This is a genomic window from Fimbriimonadales bacterium (assembly GCA_035559795.1).
Lineage (GTDB): Bacteria > Armatimonadota > Fimbriimonadia > Fimbriimonadales > ATM1 > DATMAR01.
In genome coordinates, this window is record DATMAR010000012.1 from 17,808 (window position 1) to 36,527 (window position 18,720).

At 46.4% G+C, this 18,720-nt stretch carries 13 protein-coding genes; 6 read left to right on the plus strand and 7 right to left on the minus strand.

Annotation, left to right across the window (positions count from 1 at the left end):
• Positions 1-5: 5 nt before the first annotated feature.
• Genes VNK96_07120 through VNK96_07130 form a run of 3 tightly spaced genes read right to left on the minus strand, consistent with a single transcriptional unit; the run spans position 6 to position 3,727 of the window.
• Entirely contained in the window at positions 6-758 is a 753-nt protein-coding gene (locus tag VNK96_07120) for an HAD family hydrolase (protein HWP31475.1), read from the minus strand.
• A complete protein-coding gene (gene trpS / locus VNK96_07125) occupies positions 755-1,741 on the minus strand; it encodes a tryptophan--tRNA ligase (GenBank protein ID HWP31476.1) in 987 nt (328 codons plus the stop codon). The genes VNK96_07120 and trpS overlap by 4 nt, the downstream gene beginning before the upstream one ends.
• Positions 1,742-1,789: 48 nt before the next feature.
• On the minus strand, positions 1,790-3,727 hold the full coding sequence (locus VNK96_07130; GenBank protein HWP31477.1) for a hypothetical protein: 1,938 nt from the start codon (positions 3,725-3,727) through the stop codon (positions 1,790-1,792).
• A 138-nt stretch (positions 3,728-3,865) separates the two neighbouring features.
• Here VNK96_07130 and VNK96_07135 point away from each other — a divergent pair, with 138 nt between their 5' ends.
• The 5 genes from VNK96_07135 (at position 3,866) to VNK96_07155 (ending at position 9,207) form a co-directional block, all read left to right on the plus strand.
• A complete protein-coding gene (locus VNK96_07135; protein ID HWP31478.1) occupies positions 3,866-5,821 on the plus strand; it encodes a hydantoinase/oxoprolinase family protein in 1,956 nt (651 codons plus the stop codon).
• Between the two features lie 121 nt (positions 5,822-5,942).
• Positions 5,943-6,701, plus strand: coding sequence for an ion channel (locus tag VNK96_07140; GenBank protein HWP31479.1), 759 nt, complete (start codon positions 5,943-5,945; stop codon positions 6,699-6,701).
• A 10-nt stretch (positions 6,702-6,711) separates the two neighbouring features.
• On the plus strand, positions 6,712-8,286 hold the full coding sequence (locus tag VNK96_07145) for a calcineurin-like phosphoesterase C-terminal domain-containing protein (protein ID HWP31480.1): 1,575 nt from the start codon (positions 6,712-6,714) through the stop codon (positions 8,284-8,286).
• A gap of 12 nt (positions 8,287-8,298) precedes the next feature.
• The gene (locus VNK96_07150) at positions 8,299-8,634 is read left to right on the plus strand and encodes a VOC family protein (GenBank protein ID HWP31481.1); all 336 of its coding nucleotides are present in this window, start codon (positions 8,299-8,301) and stop codon (positions 8,632-8,634) included.
• A gap of 15 nt (positions 8,635-8,649) precedes the next feature.
• Positions 8,650-9,207, plus strand: coding sequence for an HDIG domain-containing protein (locus tag VNK96_07155; GenBank protein ID HWP31482.1), 558 nt, complete (start codon positions 8,650-8,652; stop codon positions 9,205-9,207).
• A 63-nt stretch (positions 9,208-9,270) separates the two neighbouring features.
• Here the strand turns inward: VNK96_07155 and serC are convergent, their stop codons facing one another.
• From serC to acs, 3 genes are all read right to left on the minus strand, one after another.
• Positions 9,271-10,404 (minus strand): 3-phosphoserine/phosphohydroxythreonine transaminase, encoded by a 1,134-nt coding sequence (serC, locus tag VNK96_07160; GenBank protein HWP31483.1) that lies wholly within the window; start codon positions 10,402-10,404, stop codon positions 9,271-9,273.
• A gap of 76 nt (positions 10,405-10,480) precedes the next feature.
• Positions 10,481-13,570, minus strand: coding sequence for a hypothetical protein (locus VNK96_07165; protein HWP31484.1), 3,090 nt, complete (start codon positions 13,568-13,570; stop codon positions 10,481-10,483).
• 53 nt (positions 13,571-13,623) lie between these two features.
• A complete protein-coding gene (gene acs / locus VNK96_07170) occupies positions 13,624-15,600 on the minus strand; it encodes an acetate--CoA ligase (GenBank protein HWP31485.1) in 1,977 nt (658 codons plus the stop codon).
• A gap of 176 nt (positions 15,601-15,776) precedes the next feature.
• Between acs and VNK96_07175 the strand changes: the two genes are divergently transcribed.
• The gene (locus VNK96_07175; GenBank protein HWP31486.1) at positions 15,777-17,066 is read left to right on the plus strand and encodes a PQQ-binding-like beta-propeller repeat protein; all 1,290 of its coding nucleotides are present in this window, start codon (positions 15,777-15,779) and stop codon (positions 17,064-17,066) included.
• Here VNK96_07175 and VNK96_07180 read toward each other — a convergent pair.
• Positions 17,042-18,691: a hypothetical protein gene (locus VNK96_07180; GenBank protein ID HWP31487.1), complete on the minus strand. Its 1,650-nt coding sequence runs from the start codon at positions 18,689-18,691 to the stop codon at positions 17,042-17,044. The genes VNK96_07175 and VNK96_07180 overlap by 25 nt on opposite strands.
• Between the last annotated feature and the right edge of the window lie 29 nt (positions 18,692-18,720).

Genomic DNA, 18,720 nt, shown 5'->3' on the forward strand with positions numbered 1-18,720 from the left:
GCGATTTACTTTGCTTCGACATTTTTTTTGTCGGGACGAGGGATTTTCAAGAAATCGCATACTTCGTAAAGGTTTCGGATTTCGGCATCCGGTTGGGGTTCTGTTCCGGGATTTTCCTCGTTTTGCGAGTTGAACCAAATCGCATACCATCCTGCGTTTTTCGCCCCTTGCACATCGTGTTCAAAGGCATTTCCCACGAACAAGAGTTGCGATGGTTGAAGATTCGTAATTTTCTGTGCTTCGTAAAAAATCGCAGGGTCAGGTTTTCCGATTTTCAATTCTCCTTCGATGAGGATTGCATCGAAATAACTTTGGATCCCGAGGCGTTCGATTTCCTGGCGTTGCACGTCCATAGGGCCATTCGTGATAAGCCCTAATTTATATTTTCCTTTCAAAAAGGGCAAAAGACTTTCTGCTTCCGGATAGAGTTTCAAATAATCCAATCGCAAATCGGCATATCTTTTGCTGAGAACTTTAGCGAGTTCGTCATTTTCGATTCCCAGAGCCTGCAACGTTCTTCGCATATGTTCTGTTCTCGTTATTTCACCGCTTTCCAAATAATGCTCGTACCATCTGTCGGTTTTGATTTCTTTAGAGAAAGAAGGAAAAATCGAGCGCCACACTGCGACTGCTTCTTCGGGGGGGACTCCGAGATCGAATTCTTCGAAAGTTTTTCTTAGTGCGGTTCTGGAAGCAGTTACGTAATCACACAGGGTGTCGTCCAAATCGAAGAAGACACCACGTATGTCGTGATTCATGGCAAGCCCATCACTTCGCGCACTTCCTGCATCGTTTTGCTTGCAACTTGACGAGCGCGTTCTGCACCTTCGTTCAAAACACGAATCACGTAATCGGGATTCTTTTCTAATTCCTTTCTTTTTTCTCGAATCTCACGAAGGGAAGCGTTTACCGCACTGATGCATTCTTTTTTGCATTGCACGCAGCCTCTTTCACCCTCTCGACACTCCTTTTCGACGACGGCGACGTTCGGGATGTTGTACACGCCATGCAGATGGAAAACCGAACAACCTTCCGGATGCCCCTTATCGTTTTTTCTTATCTTCAATGGATCCGTAAAAGCGGACATGATTTTTTTGACTGTCGTTTCCTCGTCGTCTGCAATGTAAATCGCGTTGTCGTAACTTTTGCTCATTTTACGACCGTCGGTTCCTAACAAAATTGGGACGTTGCTCAAGATGTTTTGGACTTCAGGAAAAACGGGACCGAAAAGATGATTGAACCTTCGCGCGATTTCGCGTGTGAGTTCCAAATGCGGGAGTTGGTCCTTACCTACAGGCACTCCGTAAGGTTTGTAAAGCAAAATGTCTGCTGCTTGAAGAACCGGATACCCCAACAATCCATGACTCGCTTCGGCTGTTCCTTCCAGTGATTCGCGTTTTTCCTTGAACGTCGGCACTCTCTCCAGCCAACCGAGTGGAGTGACCATGCTGAGAATAAGATAAAACTCGGCATGCTCTTTCACCTGAGACTGGACGAAAACGACAGATTTTTCGGGGTCGATTCCTGCGGCTAAATAATCCGTTGCTATTCCAATCGTATTCGCCCGAAGTTCACGCGAGCGCTCGAGCATTGTGGTGAGGGCATGCCAATCTACGATGCAGCAGAAAAGTTCGTAATCGTTCTGCAACCTAACCCAATTGCGCAAAGCACCCTCTAAGTTGCCGAGATGGAGTTTGGGTTGGGTGGGCTGCATTCCACTGAGGAGCCGTTGTTTCGCCACCACTTGGATTATGGCGCAGTCGGCGTTATCTCTTCTGTGAGAATGCCCTTACCCAGGGGGTTGTGGACTGACCAGAATCAAATCTTTGTGTTTATCGTATAGCGCCATCGCAACCGTGCCGTCGGCTCTTCCGAATGCGAACTGGAATTCGTCTTTTCCGAAGTGAACCGAATATACGCCGCCGAACCCAGCGCCAGTTTCATAGTCGTAAAGAGCCTTTTGAGCCCCAGTAGAAACATCCCAGATTCTGACTGTGTTATCTGCGCCGCAAGAAATTAGTTTTTTCCCGTTCGGTGACAAGTCCATCGAATAAACAGCGCCGGAGTGACCCGTAAATGTTCGAATCACTGCGCCTGTGTTTACATCCCAAAGTTTGCAAGTGCCGTCGTCGCTTGCTGAAACGATGAAGTTCCCATCCGGGGTGAATTCAATTTCATTTACTTTCTTTGCATGTCCTGTAATGTATCGAATGACGACGCCGTTACTGGGGTTCATAATCGTTATCCCTCCGTTCGTTGCAACAGCCAGTAACGTTCCTTGCGGGGAGAAATCCATATCGTATGGGTAATTACCCGGAAGCCATTCGGCGATTTGACCGCCGGTATTGATATTCCAAACTTTTACGAGACCGTCCGAACCTCCCGTGAGAAACCATAGTTTATTGGGATGATAGGCAACGGAATAGACCGTAAGCGGTCCTATATCTCCGTGCTCGAATGTTTGTAAAAGCGCGCCATCCGAAACACGGTAAAGTTTTGCGTCTCCATCGCCTCCCGAAGCGGCAATCATAGTTTCATCATCGGAAAACTTCACATCTACGACGCCGTCTCCTACAATCGTGTAATAAAGGGTGCGGAGGTTTATCCCATCATTCGCTCTTCGTAACTTCACCGCACTTTCGAAATAAGAACACCCTGAAGCCAGAAGGTCATCTTTATGAGAATAATCCAATGCAGTTACGGCAGATGTGTGCGCTGTAACTTCTCGAATGAAGGAAAAATCATCGAAATGGCGTTGGTACACGGTGTCTGATTCGACTAATCCTACTTGTGAAGCGCCAGTGTGCGTTACTATCTCTCCATCAGGGGAGAGCGCGAGAGCCATGTCACCATTGGGTTCGTGACGAAGTAAAGCCCCTGTTGCCACATCCCAGGCTTTCAATCCATATCTGCTAGTGGTAAGAATCGTTACGTTAGCAGGACCCCATTCACATTCAGATACAGAAAACGTGTCAACTTTGATGCTTCGAACAAGGGAACCATTAGCAGCGTTCCAGATTTTCAGCTGAGGATTATCAAGTCCCCCAACAGACGCAATGTAAAGATCGTCACTCGAATAGTCAGCGTCAATCACGTACCAGTCGTGAGCCGTAACTTGCCAAATTAGACTCCCGGAATTCGCATCCCAAACACGCAACGTTTGGTCATCGGATGCAGATACGATTCTCGTTCCATCGTGTGAATATTCGACGTCGTAAATATAATCCGTATGCCCAGTTAGGGTCTTTTTCAGTGCACCTGTTGCGACGTCCCAGAGTTTGACTTTTGCGTCTGTTCCACCTGATGCAATAGTCGTTCCGTCGGGTGAGAAAGAAAGCGCATATGCGAGGTATGGGTCAGCCACCCAAGAGCGAACCAAAGTGCCATCGCTTACCTTCCAAATCTTAATCATCTTATCGTCGCCGGAGGACGCAATGAGTGTTCCGTCCGGTGAGAATTCAACACGAATCACGTAATAGCCTGAGCTCGCTTTAATCGTCCGCACGAGCCTTCCGGATCTAGCAACCCATATTTTTACTGTGCCGTCGTCCCCTGCTGTGGCGAGCAGTTTTCCATCAGGAGAATAATCAATGGTGTTGACTCCTAATACGGTTCCTCCACGGATCCATAGGAACCTCGGCTTCTCACCGTACGCGAAGGGTATCAGTGAGAGGATGAAAAGGCAAACGAAAGATGTCTTCAGTAGATTTGCGAGTATGTTTTTCATGGTCTTACCTTAACGAGAAAAGATTTATACGCTTTGATACATTATTTCTCTTTTTCTTGTGGCGATAAAACGAGGTCGTATGACCTAAATCATTATACGCTCGGAATGAGTTTATTTATTGCAAAATAGTTGCCAAATATGCTGAAGGTTGCGGTGGATAGCGGGGGAACGTTCACGGATTTCGTCGTTAGCGATGGCGAGTCCTTCACGATATTCAAAATCCCGAGCACTCCGCATCATCCAGCGAGTGCTTTATTGCTCGGGCTAAGCAAAGCCCTTGCCTCGACTTATGAAGACAGATGGCAGTTATTCCACGGAACGACCGTTTGCACGAACGCCATTCTCGAAAGAAAATTTGCAAAGACCGCATTCGTATCGAACAAAGGTTTCGAAGACGTTCTGTTTCTGGCGCGGCAAACTCGACCACAACTTTATGCTCTCGAGCCCGAAATTCCATCTCCACCCGTGGAGCGCGAAGATTGTTTCGGTATTTCGTGTCGAATGAATTACCAAGGCGAAGAAATATCGAAATTGGATGATGAAGAAGTGCTGGCATTGGCGAAAAAATTAGCGCCTTATGATGCAGTCGCGGTTTGCTTGCTATTTTCTTATGCGAATCCGGAACATGAAAATAAAATTGCGAACGCACTCGAAAATAGGATGGTGAGCTTATCCCACGAGGTTTCTCCTGAATTTCGAGAGTACGAGCGCGCAATGACCACGGTTCTGAACGCATCTATAGGGAATCTAATGAAAGAATATCTTTCTGAAATCTCGCAAGAATCGAGAGCAACCGAAAAATATATCATGTCGAGTACGGGGGGGCTCACTTCGGTCGAGGATGCGATAGAACTGCCCGTCAAAACTGTGATGAGCGGTCCTGCAGCAGGTGTTGCAGCAGTTCATTGGCTCGGGAAAAAGCACAAAAAGACGAAGTTAATTGCTTTCGATATGGGGGGTACGAGCACGGATGTGACGCTAATCTTAGACGAACCAGATGCAACATCGTTAGAGGAAATCAACGGATTGCCTTTGCGATTACGACGTGTGAACGTTCATACGATCGGGTGCGGTGGTGGGTCTATTGCTTACCTCGATTCGGCAGGGGCATTGAAAGTCGGACCGAAAAGCGCAGGTGCTGATCCGGGTCCTGCGCTTTATGGAAAAGGAAAAGAACCGACAGTAACCGATGCGGATTTTCTTTTAGGAAGACTATCCATAGACTTGTTCGGAGGTGGATCGGGTTTCGCATTATCACCTGATAATGCCGAGAAGTCTATTCGAAACTTAGCGGGAAAACTGAACATCGAGAATGTTATCGAAACCTCTGCAGCGATAGTGGAGATTGCGGAATCGCAGATGGCTCGAGCGATTCGAAAAGTTTCCTCGGAAAAGGGTTACGAACCTGCGGATTTCACTCTCGTTTGCTATGGCGGAGCAGGGGGGATGCATGTTTGCTCGTTAGCAGAGGAATTGGGTATTCGTGAAATTCTTTACCCCGTTGCGCCTGGAGTATTTTCTGCATTCGGTCTTCTCACAGCCCCCCGTGTTTATGAAATGAGCATTAGCGTGCTCGGAAAAGCGAATCAAAAAGATTGGATAAACGTATACGGAGAATTGAAACAGAACGCAGTAACCAAATTGGGAATGGACTTCGATAAAGAAATTTATTATGCAGATTTGCGTTACAAAGGTCAATCGCACGAAATCGAAGTTCGTTTCGAACCAGGAACTTCTTTCGAAAACGTATGTGCACTTTTCGAAGAACAGCATCGAAAACGATACGGTTTTTCGACAAAAGGAAGAGCCATCGAGTGGGTAACCGCTCGAATACGATTGGAAAAATATTTTTCACCAGTAGAATTCCCTTATGGAAAAAGAAAGGAATTTGCTTATAAACTCCCTCCAGAGAAAAAAGGCTTTTGGAAAGGAAAGCATATCCATGCGAGAGTGATTTACCGTTTCTCATTATCTCCTGGAGAACAGGTTATAGGACCTGCATTATTGCTCCAAGAAGACAGTACGCTTTTCCTTCCGTCGAATTGGCAATCTCTTGTGTTAGAAGACGGGACACTGCGGATATATCCGATTTGATTAAAATCTCTCTTTCAGAACCCTCGCTTTGAAAGCGATATCCATCTTGTCTATTTAGATGGAACTATTTTGGACCTGCTCTCTGTGGAAAAAAGGATTGCTTCTTTTACATAATTCTTTTATGGCGGAGTGGAAGGGAAGATTTGCGAGGCTTTTCGGTAGAGAAGACCTGCGACAAATCAGTTATGCGCGACTTGCTTTTATCAGTGTTCTCCTTCTTTTCACGCCCGGCATCGTCGCGGAAATTTCCCTTTGGCAAAGACTCTCTTTACACGAAGGTGTGGGGCGATATCTTATGCTATCTGCAGTCGTCCTTTTTACAGTTACTTACCTTTGGGCGAACGTTCTCGTCGCTTCTGCCTGTACGATAGCATTGCAAAGGCAAAGATGGATTTTCTCTTTTTCCATCATCACTGCGATTCTCGCACTGGTTACTTTCATTCCTGGCTTATTTTTCTATCCAGATTACGATTGGTTATTCGTAGTAGGGGGGATATGCATTTTGACTCAAAGTTTGTCTTCGCTGTACGTCGTTAGTTGCGATGTCTTCGGAACAATCCGAGTCAGTGCGCGAGAAGTCTGGGGGGGTATCGCACTTTATGTTCTTGTGGCAATGGTTTATGGAAATGTCTACGGAGTTTTATACGTCCTCAACCCTAAAGGCTTTTCAGAAAACCTCGGTTTTAGTATGGAGTCGTGGGGGAATTTCCTATACTATAGTTTCGTTACGCAAACGACATTAGGATACGGTGACATCGTACCTATATCCCCTCTCGCGAGAATGTTCTCTATTTCCCAAGCGGTGTTCGGAGCATTGTATCCTCCGGTAATTTTGGCGAGGCTCGTGAGCCAGCACGTTTTTCAAAGAGAAGAAGAGTAAAATTGACCGCATGAGGATTTGCGTCAAGGGAATCATTTTCTCCGTCTGTCTTGCCGTTTCTTTAATCTCCTCCATTTCCGAAAGCATACAAACAATATATGCCGAAGGTTATGTTTTTCTCGACTTGAACAAAAATCGAAAAATGGACCCGGGTGAAAAGGGAATTCCCGGCATTCGTGTTTCGAATCGTCGAGATATCGTTTTAACGAATCAGCAAGGAAAATGGCGTTTGCCGGTTTTAGGAAGAGACACGATATTCTTCGTGATAAAACCGAAAAATTACATGACACCGGTAGACGATAAAAACCTTCCTCGTTTCTATTACATCCATAAACCGGATGGCTCACCGAAAATGAGATATCCAGGTGTTCAACCGACCGGAGAACTACCTAAACAAATCAATTTTCCGCTTTATCCTCAGAAAGAACCTAACAAATTCCAAGCCCTCTTTTTCGGAGACACTCAACCTCGAGATATTCGTGAAATCGAATACATCGCACACGATGTCATCGAGGATTTAGTGGGCTCGAACGCCAAATTCGGCGTAACTTTAGGCGATATCGTATTCGATGATTTGTCGTTGTTCGAGCCTTTGGCTCGCACGATTGCGTTGATTGGCATTCCTTGGTACAACGTCTTAGGAAACCACGACGAGAATTACGATGCAAAAGACGATTCGGATTCCGACGAAACTTTCGAGTCTTTTTTCGGACCTTCCTATTATTCATTCGATTACGGACCGACGCATTTCGTAGTTTTAGACGACGTCGTATGGCATGGTGCAGTTCCCGAGGAGAACAAGCGCGGCTTTTACACCGCCGGCTTGGGAAAGACTCAGTTGGAATGGTTGCGAAAGGATTTATCTTTGTGCCCCCCTCAGCAACTCGTGGTTCTAATGATGCACATTCCAATGACAGAAATCGAAGACCGACAGGAACTTTATCGCATTATCGAAAAACGACCTTATGTCATTTCTGTTTCGGCACACACACATTATCAGCGTCATGTCTTCATAACGGATAAAGACGGTTGGCGCGGAGCGAAGCCCCACCATCACATTGTAAACGTCACGGTTTGCGGGAGTTGGTGGTCGGGTTCACCCAACGAATTAGGCATTCCTCACACGACGATGCGCTGTGGTGCGCCGAATGGTTATTCGATTTTCACCTTCAATGGGAATCAATATTCCATAGAGTTTCGCGCAGCGAAATCTCCGCAACAGTATCAGATGAACATCTATGCGCCGGAGACGGTGTCTTCCTCGGAATTACCGAAAACATTCGTTCAAGTTAACGTCTTTAGCGGCTCGGAAAAATCACGGGTCGAAATGAAAGTAGGCGTAAACGGGGCATGGAAAATAATGAACAAAGTCGAGAAACCCGACCCTTTCTATTCCAAAGCGTACGAAAAAGATAAAACGCTCAAAGCGCCGTTTTATCCTCTACCTGCTCCGATAAAATCACCCCATCTTTGGGAAGCAACGTTACCACCGAATTTGCCAAAAGGAGTGCATCCGATATTCGTGCGTACGAAGGACATGTTCGGTCAAACTTATACAGCGGTTCGAAGCATTCGTGTAGATTGAGGTTGTCAAATTATGAAAATTACTGAGATAGCATTGTTCTGTTCTGACACTAATGCTGTGAAAGAATTTTTTAAAAAGATTCTCGGCGAGCCCGCAAGTGAGTGGCACGGTGGTGCTATCTTTCATGTCGGTGATGTGCATTTGTTGGTTCATGAAAAAAGTACATCCGGAGGAGGTCCTGCGAATATGGACCATTTCGCATTCGAAGTCGAGAATTTAGAGGAAGCGTGTAAAAATCTCGAAGAAAAGGGACTTAAGCCGACGCATGGACCTGAAAACTACGATTGGGGAAAATCTGCTTATTATTTCGACCCAGAAGGGAGAATGATTGAACTTCATGAGGTGTGAAAGGATTAGATAACGATGAATCGAGAACAAGCCTATCAATTGCTTTGCGAACACACGGATAGCGATTCCATTCGTCGTCATTGTCTCGCTGTGGAAGTTGCCATGCGGCATTATGCGAAAAAGTTAGGAGAAGACGAAGAAAAATGGGGAATAACCGGATTGCTGCACGATTTCGATTATGAAAAACATCCTGAGGAGCATCCTCTTTGGGGGATGAAATTATTGGAATCCATCGGCTGTGATCCGGAGATCATTCGCGCAATCGGTTCGCACAACGAACGCACAGGAATTCCGAGAGAGACCCCTATGGAAAAACATTTGTTCGCTTGCGATGAGTTATCCGGTTTCATCGCAGCCGTAACGTACGTGAGACCATCGAAAAGTATTTTCGAAGTGGAACCGAAAAGCGTTTTGAAAAAACTCAAAGAAAAGTCTTTTGCAGCAGCGGTGAATCGTGAGGAAGTTTATGCAGGTGCTGAACTGATTGGCGTTCCGCTGGAAGAGCACATCGCGAACCTTATCGAAGCCTTTCGAAATCATCCTGACGAACTGGGGTTGCGAGGGAATCTGTAATACTCGTTTTCTTTTTCCTAGTTCCCAAGTTTTGTTCGAGAACGCAGGGGTTACTTCGTGATGTTAACCGTGCCGCTTCATAAAATATTTCATGAATTCCGAAAGGACTTTCGCACCCTCTTCGGGGAAGGCGTTATACATCGAGGCGCGAATCCCTCCTGTGCTTCGGTGACCTTTCAATGTCACCATGCCGAGTTCTTTCGCCTCTTTCACGAAGGTTTCGTCTAATTCCTCCGAAGGGCAGCGGAAAGTGATATTCATTCGACTACGATTCTCTTTTACAGCATGCCCATGATAGAAACCGTTCGAACTATCAATGACGTCGTAAACGTATTTCGCCTTTCTTTCATTAATCGGGGCAATCCAATCAACCCCCCCGTTTTTCAGTAGCCATTTGTAGTAAAGACCGCAAATATAAATTGCGAAGCAGGGAGGCGTGTTGTGGATGGAATGGTCTTTATGCGCGAGATACCATGAGAGCATAAGCGGCAGATTTTGCGATTTCGATATTTCCAAAGCACGAGGACTTACGATGACTGACGTTACTCCGGCAGGACCTTGGTTCTTTTGCGCTCCGGCAAAAATCACGTCGTATTTATGGATATCGAACTTTCTGCTCAAAATATTGCTCGAAGCATCGCAAACGACCAACGCATCTTTCAGCCCGAAATCCGGATCGCGCAAATAATCTACCCCCCCGACGGTTTCGTTGCTCGTGAAATAGATGTAGGAAACATCGGAACTGAATTTCGGTTCGTCGTCTTGCGGAGCGCGGTCATATCCGGTCGCTTCGCTCGTATAGGCGAGATGCACATTGGTAAGCTTTTGCGCATCTTTCATAGATTTATTGCCCCAATAGCCCGTGTCTACGTAATTCGGTGTTTTGCCTTCGATTTTGAGATTCATAGGCACCATCGCGTTCTGAAGGCTCGCACCGCCTTGCAGGAAAAGCACACCCCAATCCTCTGGGATATTCATGAGTTTGCGAAGATTCGCGATGGCTTCCATATGAATGTCTTCGTAAATCTTTCCACGATGGCTGAGTTCCATAACGCTCATCCCGCAGCCTTTGTAATTCAGTAAATCGTCTCGAGCCTCTTCGAGGACTTCGACGGGCAGCATTCCCGGTCCAGCAGAAAAGTTGAAAATTCTATCGTAGGGAAGGCCTGTTTTTTGGGGTTCTCGTGTCGGAATCATGCTTTTAGGATACCGGAAAACATGGAGCATGGCAACTATGACCATGCTCCACTTCGAAAAAAGTAACCGAGGTTTTTTAGTAAGTTACGAGCACCTTTACCTCGTCCATCGATGCAGTAGGTCCTGAGCGTGTGCTTATAAGGGAGGAGACATCTATTCGCACCCGAATTTCTTTCGTTGTCGGGTCGATATAGTCCTTAGGATTGGCGATAGATGGAATGGTGAAAACGCCATCCAACAAAAGCAGTGTCCCGTTGAAAACGTGGTCGTAGACACCCGTTTTCCGGTTCAAAACGAAAACATCCATCGAGGACACCATGTTCGCTTTGCCTTCGATTCTCAGACCCAGATTCGCTACGTTATCCGTCGGAGAGGTCGTGATGTAATCCACCTCGCTTGCCAAAGGAGAGCCTCTGCTCAAGATTCCCGGCGGAATTACGAGATATCCATCATCGGAGGCTACTATTTCCGCTATTCCCCCTGTGATGCTTCCGGATTTGATGGGAATGATTTGCTCGATTGCGAGTTCTTGCTCGGTTCCAGGGGGGGCGAAAGGTTGAATCCATGTACGCCAGTTATTTCCTTCCGCCCATTCGTGATGACCCCAAAATGTTTTGTTATCTGCGGGGTCTGTGACGCATGCAGAGTAATCACCCCAGCGACCGTACAAAGTGTAAGCACTCGTGCTGGATTTTACGATTTCCATATTCGGCATCGTCCCGAGAGGGTCGGCTGCTCTTCGAGAGGCAATCATCATCGAAAGATATTCACCCGTCGAACCAGGTGCTCCGCGTGCGCACACGAGTCCTGCATTTCCCACAGCGTCCACACTGATACTCGTAAACGCAGTGCGAATCGGGTCGCCTGGGTCGGCTTCACCGCTTTGCACGAGTGTAGGTAAGTTGCCAGAAACAGGCCAACCGTTCATCTTGATTTCATACCAGCGAGCACGAACACGCGTGCTATTTACATGGTGCGTTGCCCACAAGGAACCGTTTCGATAAACACAACTCCAAAATCTGCTATCGAAGGTTTCTTGTTTAACGCTGCTTCCTTTTTGCGGCAGGTCTTCGGGGGGGCTATATGCGGGGACAGCGAGAGTGTACGTCGTGCGTGTTGGCGAGCCGAGAGGGTCTTGAATCGCATGCAAACGGACTGTCGTGTTCGTGCTCGATTCGAAATGCTCTATCATGTATTGCGCAGGAGCATCTGCGTCCCACGTAATTGGAATACCATGACTTTGCTGACCAGTAATCAACAAGTTCTTCGTAAGCGGCGTGTTTCCTACGAGAACGTCGCTTTTTTTCAAAATGTAAATCAGATATTTTTGATTCGGGGTGAAAAAGTCTGCGGTCAAGTAAACGGCTTGCGTGTCAACTGCGATATTCGGAGAGTCTATGTCACTACCCGCTAACGAAGTTACATCGAAGCGATACTTGTACCAATTTCCGTTCGGGTCGGAATCATCGGAAACCGCGAGCAAGAAGTAGGATTTTCCATTTGTTCTTTCGCAAGCCATCGCCATGAAGCGTCCGCTATGCGGATCGTAAATGACCTCTGGGTCGAAAACGAAACTTCCGGTGCCTAAAGAACCCCAGAATCCATAGGATGCTTCGATTTCATCCTGAAATTGTTTCGTGCCGTCTTTCGTAAACCATGCGATTGCACCGTTCGTCATCACGGCTATGTGGTTAGGACCAGCAGCGAGATGCGGGTCGGGGGGAGTCCAGCCTGTATTGAGTACTCCGACGAATCCTCCAGCACGATTCATCCAACTGTAATCCTTCCAAGGGTCTTCACGAAATCGAGGATTGTACTTCGGCGGTTCGTGCGGTATTGCTTGTTCCGTAACCACACGAATTTCTTCCGTTTTGGAACTGCTTTCTCTTGCTGCGAGAATTTTTTCTAAAGCGTTTTGTGTTGATGCGTTGACTTCCTCTAATTCCTTTCTCATAGTGGGAGAAATGAATTGAGAGGGAAGCAAGCAAGTGTAATAAACACCGTTCGAATCATCCAAATTTCCGCGACCGTTCCAAGCAATGACAATGCTTCCATCGTGGAGATACGCGATTCGTTGTTTTCCCGTTGCTTCCGCTAATTTTTGCTCGCCTTCTCGATTTTTCGTTGCGCAGAAAGCAGGAGAAGTAGGCTTACCGTGTGCATCGAAGGTTTGCAAATAGATGTCTACATCGTCTCCTTTCCATTCATTCCAACCGATAACGAAACTGCCATCAGGTCTTCCTGCAACGGCGGCACCGTTTTGATGGTTCGCGCTTTCGGAGAGCGGAATGAAACCATTCGCAGATAAATCATCGTTCAATTTTATTGCTCGCACACGAAAGTCTCCATTGCTTTTGGATTCCATCCATGCGACGATATAAGATTTGCCGGCAGCGCAAATAACCGGTTCGACGGCGTTTTTCCCGCTAATGCATTTAGGAGTTCCGATTCTTTTGCCATTCAAAGAAAAACGTTGTGCATAAATTCCTACGAGGTCGCCGTTTTCATCGAACCGCTGCCAAACTGCGAGCCCTTCATTTCCGGAAATCGCAACAGCAGGTTTTACGTCTCGTCCTTTTCCGACGTTAGAAATCTGAAATTCATTCGTTATAGGCTTGTCGTTTCTATCGAAAACGCGCGCAAAAATTCTGCTTTCTTTGCCACTGATTTCCGAAACGTAAACGGCGATCCTTTTATCGTTTGAAGAAGCAGAAACGACATCGAACTGCTCACCTAAATAGCGGACATTCGTTTGCTTATCCCCTAAATAGATACCGCTCAAACTTCCATCACGGTATAAGGATTGATAAAATGCGCGGGCTTTTCCTTCCGAAGTTAAAAAGCAGCAAGGTTGCATTTCCGGAAATTCTTCGTTTTTCGAGACACGCGATTCGGAGGTGATTGGTTTTCCGAATTTATCGAAGACCCTGACAAAGACACCGGGCTTGCCACGCAATTGTCGTTGACTTTCCCATGCAATTGAAAATCTGCCATCGGGCAAGGCGGCAAGGGTGGCATTGTGTTGTTTCCCGAGAGTGAACTGATTCGCTCGACCTTCGATACGGATATATTCATTTCCGTTGTTTTCGAAGGCGTCGTAAAACCTCAGGTCGGAAAACGTGGAGTTGTTAGAAAGATAAATAGCACCAACTAAGAAAGAGAACATCGTTTGTCCCTCCTTTTTTGAATTTAGGACGGTATCAGGTTCGAATTCGTTCGCTATCCTTCCAGGTGCTCGTATTGGTCTTTCAGAGAGGCTATAACGGCGCTGTCTGCGAGCGTGGTGGTGTCGCCAAGAGCCCTTCCTTCGGCTATGTCTCGAAGCAGTCTACGCATGATTTTGCCGCTTCGGGTTTTAGGAAGGTCAGCACATATAAAAATTTCCTCTGGTCGCGCAATCGGACCGATCATTTTTGCCACATGCTCCTTTAGTTCATCTGTTAGCGAAGTCGTATCACGGTCAGAGATTTCTGCATCAGGCGGCGCAGTGTTATTCGTCCGCAGTAAAACGAAAGCGCTGATGGCTTGGCCCTTTATTTCATGGGAACGACCGATGACAGCGGCTTCTGCAACTGCTGGATGAGAAACCAATGCGCTTTCGACTTCCATCGTGCTGATACGATGTCCGGATACGTTCATTACGTCGTCCACGCGTCCGAGCAGCCATAAATATCCATCCTCGTCACGCTTTACTCCATCACCCGTAAAATAGACTCCCGGAAATCGGCTCCAGTATTGTGATATGTATCGATCAGGGTCGTTGAAAATCCCTCGAAGCATCGCTGGCCAGGGTCGCGTGAGAACTAAATATCCACCGTGTGCACCTTCGAGAGGTTCGCCTTGTTCGGAATAGATTTCCGCTTTTATCCCTGGAAACGGATGCGTCGCTGAACCCGGTTTGCATGTCGTAATCCCAGGTAACGGTGTGATAAGAATCTGTCCTGTTTCCGTTTGCCACCATGTGTCGACTACCGGGCATCTTCCCCCCCCGATGTGTTTCCAATACCAAACCCATGCTTCCGGGTTGATGGGTTCGCCAACAGTTCCTAAAAGTCGCAAAGAGGTGAGGTCGCATCTTTCCGGATATTTATCCCCCCATTTCATAAATGTTCGTATCGCCGTTGGAGCGGTATATAAAATATTGACTTTGTGCTTTTCAATGATTCTCCAGAATCGGTCTTTATCGGGTGTGTCAGGCGAGCCTTCATAGATGAGAATTGTCGCACCGCTTGCGAGCGGTCCGTAAACAACATAACTGTGACCGGTTACCCATCCGATGTCCGCTGTGCACCAGAAAATGTCGTTTTCCTTGTAATCGAAAATCCATTGGAAAGTCGCCAAAGTCCCTGTGAGATACCCCCCCGTTGTGTGTACGATGCCTTTGGGCTTACCGGTAGAACCACTCGTATATAGAGTGAATAGCAAATCTTCACTCTCCATCGGTTCGCAAGGACATTCGTCGCTTTGACGAGGAACGATTTCATCCCAAAAGAAAACAGGGCAGTTTGTTTCGATAGGATTAACTTCTTTATTCAGCCTTCTATAAATTAGAATATTTCGGACAGACGGACAATCACGAACCGTTTCGTTAACCGTTTCGAGTAGTGGAACGATAGAGCCACGACGCCACCCACCATCAGCAGTGATTACGGTTACTGCTTGTGCGTCGTTAATTCTTTCTTTTAATGCCTCTGCAGAAAAGCCACCGAAAACTACGCTATGCGCGGCTCCGATCCTTGCGCACGCGAGCATCGCAATCGCAAGTTCGGGAACCATCGGCATGTAAATACAGACGATCTCTCCTTTACGAACTCCTAACTCCTTGAGAGCATTCGCTGTGCGAGAGACTTCCGCTTTCAAATCCTTGTATGTGAGAGTGCGCGTTTCTCCTGGTTCTCCTTCCCAAATAATCGCTGTTTTGTTCGAGCGATTCGGTAAGTGCCTATCTACACAATTGTGACAAGCATTGATTTTCCCGCCGATGAACCACTTTGCATATGGCGGTTTCCATTCGAGAACTGAGTGCCATTTTTCGAACCAATCGAGTTTTTCTGCCCAAGACTCCCAGAACTTTTCGAAATCCGAATCTGCCTTCTCGTAAATCGAGGGGTCGCTGATATTTGCATGCTTGATGAATTTTTCGGGCGGAGGGAAAACCCTTCCTTCCTGGAGCAAGGCTTCTATCGTTTCTGACATGCGGCTGTTTTACTCGAAATGAGCCTTTTCTTTACACTTTCTATGCCTCAAATACTCCCGCTACTAAGACTTTTTACTTGGCTTTTTTCATTCTCTCTCCTCTAAAACTCTATTTGGAATCTGTTTTAGGAACGTGGCATGAAAAGATAACGTCTAAAAGAAGAACAAAGTGTGTTATGAAAGTAATTCTATTTACGCTATTGGCATTTCTAACAGGATGGAATTCGCTGTTCGCTCAAAGTTCGCGAATGTGGATCAACCGTTACGAGGGACATTATTACGATACTCCTGTAGAACTCGACCTGGATCGAAAAGGAAATTGCATCGTTTTCGGCTCTTCTTATCCGGTTGGTTCGTTCAATAATTCAGATTATCTCGTCGTCAAATACAGTGCTTTAGGAGAGGAGGCGTGGACCTTTCGTTACGACTTGACGGATGACGATAGACCTCAAGCGATGGAGGTGCATAACGATAACAGTATTTATCTCACGGGTACGGCGGGAACTTTGAGGCTCGATGCTGACGGGAACTTGCTGTGGTCGAAGACAGATCACGATGGTTACGACCTCTCCGTAGATGCAGAAGGGAACTGTTATGTCGTGGGGGGGCTCGGAAGCGATGCCATGGTTCGAAAATACGATTCCAACGGTGTGCTGCTTTGGTCGAAAACCTATGACGGTCCTTCTGGTCAAGGTGATTTTGCTACGCATGTCATTGCGCTCTTACAGGGAAATATCTACGTCGGCGGATATCAAAACTCTATTCACGATGGAGAGACTGCGGATTTGATGCTTTTGAAATACGACCAGTACGGAGACTTGAAATGGAACTCGAGTTATAACGGACCAAAAAATAAAAACGACCTCCTTCGAGCGATGACAGTTGATACTGCCGGCAATATTTACATAGCAGGTTGGACTAACGTCCCTTACTATTACTACGGTGGGGACATAGGTGTAATTAAATTCGACTCGAGTGGAGGAAAAATATGGGATAAGATTTTCAACGGAAGTTCCAATCTCGACGATTCGCCAACAGGGATTGCGTCCTATGGAGGTTCCGGCGTCGCTGTTTGCGGAACGACAGAAGGCTTCACGAGTTTGAACGACTTCATCGTCCTTCGATACGACGCTAACGGAAATCTGCTTTGGAGTTTTATTTGGGATGGCGGTGGCTCTGCGTTCGATACCGCGACTTCCTTGCAGTTTATGGGCGGAAACCTTTATGCGGCGGGTGGAGGTTCTTTTTCGAGTGGAGTACCTCCGGATTTCGTTATTCATGTTTTCGGAAAAGTAGGAAAGCATTTAGGTTTTTATCGTCATGATGGCCCAGCGAAAAATTTAGATGTCATCTCGGATATCGAATTGAATAAAGGGGTTTATGTCACCGGTGAGTCCTACGGTTTCGACACGCAAAGCGATTTTATGACCGTGAAATTTTCTTATCTATTTTCGGATGAAAAATGAATCGGCTCGTAAACGAAAATTGCGGCGTTGCGCACCTTGAATTCCTGCACTTTTTTCCACCCACGTTCACGATAAGCATTTAAAAGTAGATCGTAAGGACGAAGGGAAGTAGGATAACGTTTTCCTAAAAAGAATTCGTGCCCTTCGATAAACTCCTCTTCTGTCCGGTAATCCATTTCCCAACTCGTAACCGCGGCGTATCTTACTCCGAGTTTCTTAATAGAGTTCATGATATCCGAGCCGTCGATGTATTCCTCCGATACTAAATTGCTCACATCGAGGCCTGCAGCTTTCCATTGGTCGAGCATAAAAGGCGAGACGAGAATTTTAGGATGCGATTTGCTCCAATCCAAGAACGCCTCGATTACCGGTCGCGGATTGTTTTCGTATATTTTCTCTTTTGCATTTACGAAAGATAATGGCAGAAGCGCAAAAGTAGCGAGAAAAATGGGCATCGCAGTCTTTGAGAAACTTCTTACGAAAGGAAAGGCGAGAGCAGTGATGCCCAATGCGAGAAAAATAGATAGCCTCGAATCCATCCACAATAGTACAAAAGGGATGAAAATCGAATAAAGAGCAAAAGGTTTAGAAACGACTAAATAAGAAAGTCCAGCGGCGACGAGTGTCCATATCGCCCATGTAATTTGCGTGGTATAAAAATAAATCCCCCCCACATCGGCGAATCTCGAATGAACGACGACCCACCATGCCAACCAAATCGCGAGCCACAAACAAAAGAAACGTTGGGATTTCCAAAGAAAATAAACCCCCAGTATGCTCATCGCTAACAAAGGGAGTATCGCTATTCCGAAAAGAACCTTCATCGAAGTATCACCTTTCGATATCGCTTTCGAGCCCACAGAATCCATAAAGGAAACGCCGATTCCCGCTGCCATATATTGCACGACTTGTAAGCCAGCGGTTCCTCTGGCTTCGACTTCCTCACGGTAACGACTAACTCCTACTTCCGTACCGAACTGCATATAAAGAGCAGTAGGAAGGATACCGAGGACACAAAAGAGAACAGGGGGGGCTATTTTCTTGAATGCCTTTCTCGATTCGTCATTCGAAAGAAAATGCGAAATCATAACGAAAAATGGCAAAAGTAAACCGTTATAACGAAAACTCAACGCTAATGCGGCGGTAATGTATGCCCATGTCCACTTTCGAGATAAAATCGCCCAAAATGTCGAGGCAGTCATTGCGGCGAATGGTAAATGAGAAGTAGCGCTCAACGAAGTGATCATTACGTAACGACTTCCGAGAATCGCAACTACCGCGAGAGAAATACCTATTAAGTTGAGCCTTCGTAAAATTCCGATCATTGCGAACCCGAAAATAAGATAACTTCCTAAACCGATGCATCTTCCAACGATTTCCGCAGTCGAAGCAGAAAAACCAGCGAATGGAGATAGTAATAAAGGAAAACCTGGAGCGAATTTTTGGTCCGTTTGTTTGAATGCTGCAATATCGCGCGCTTGATCTAAATAAACATAAAAATCAGGGTCCGGATGAGGAAAATCGAAGGCGAGAATTATCAATAAAAGAAAAAAGCAACCGAAAAGTGCATATGCGATTGTCGCATCTATCCTCCGGATGCCCTCCAGCCGTGATGTTTCGACCATTTAGTTCGTTAGGCGCATTTAGTTCGTTA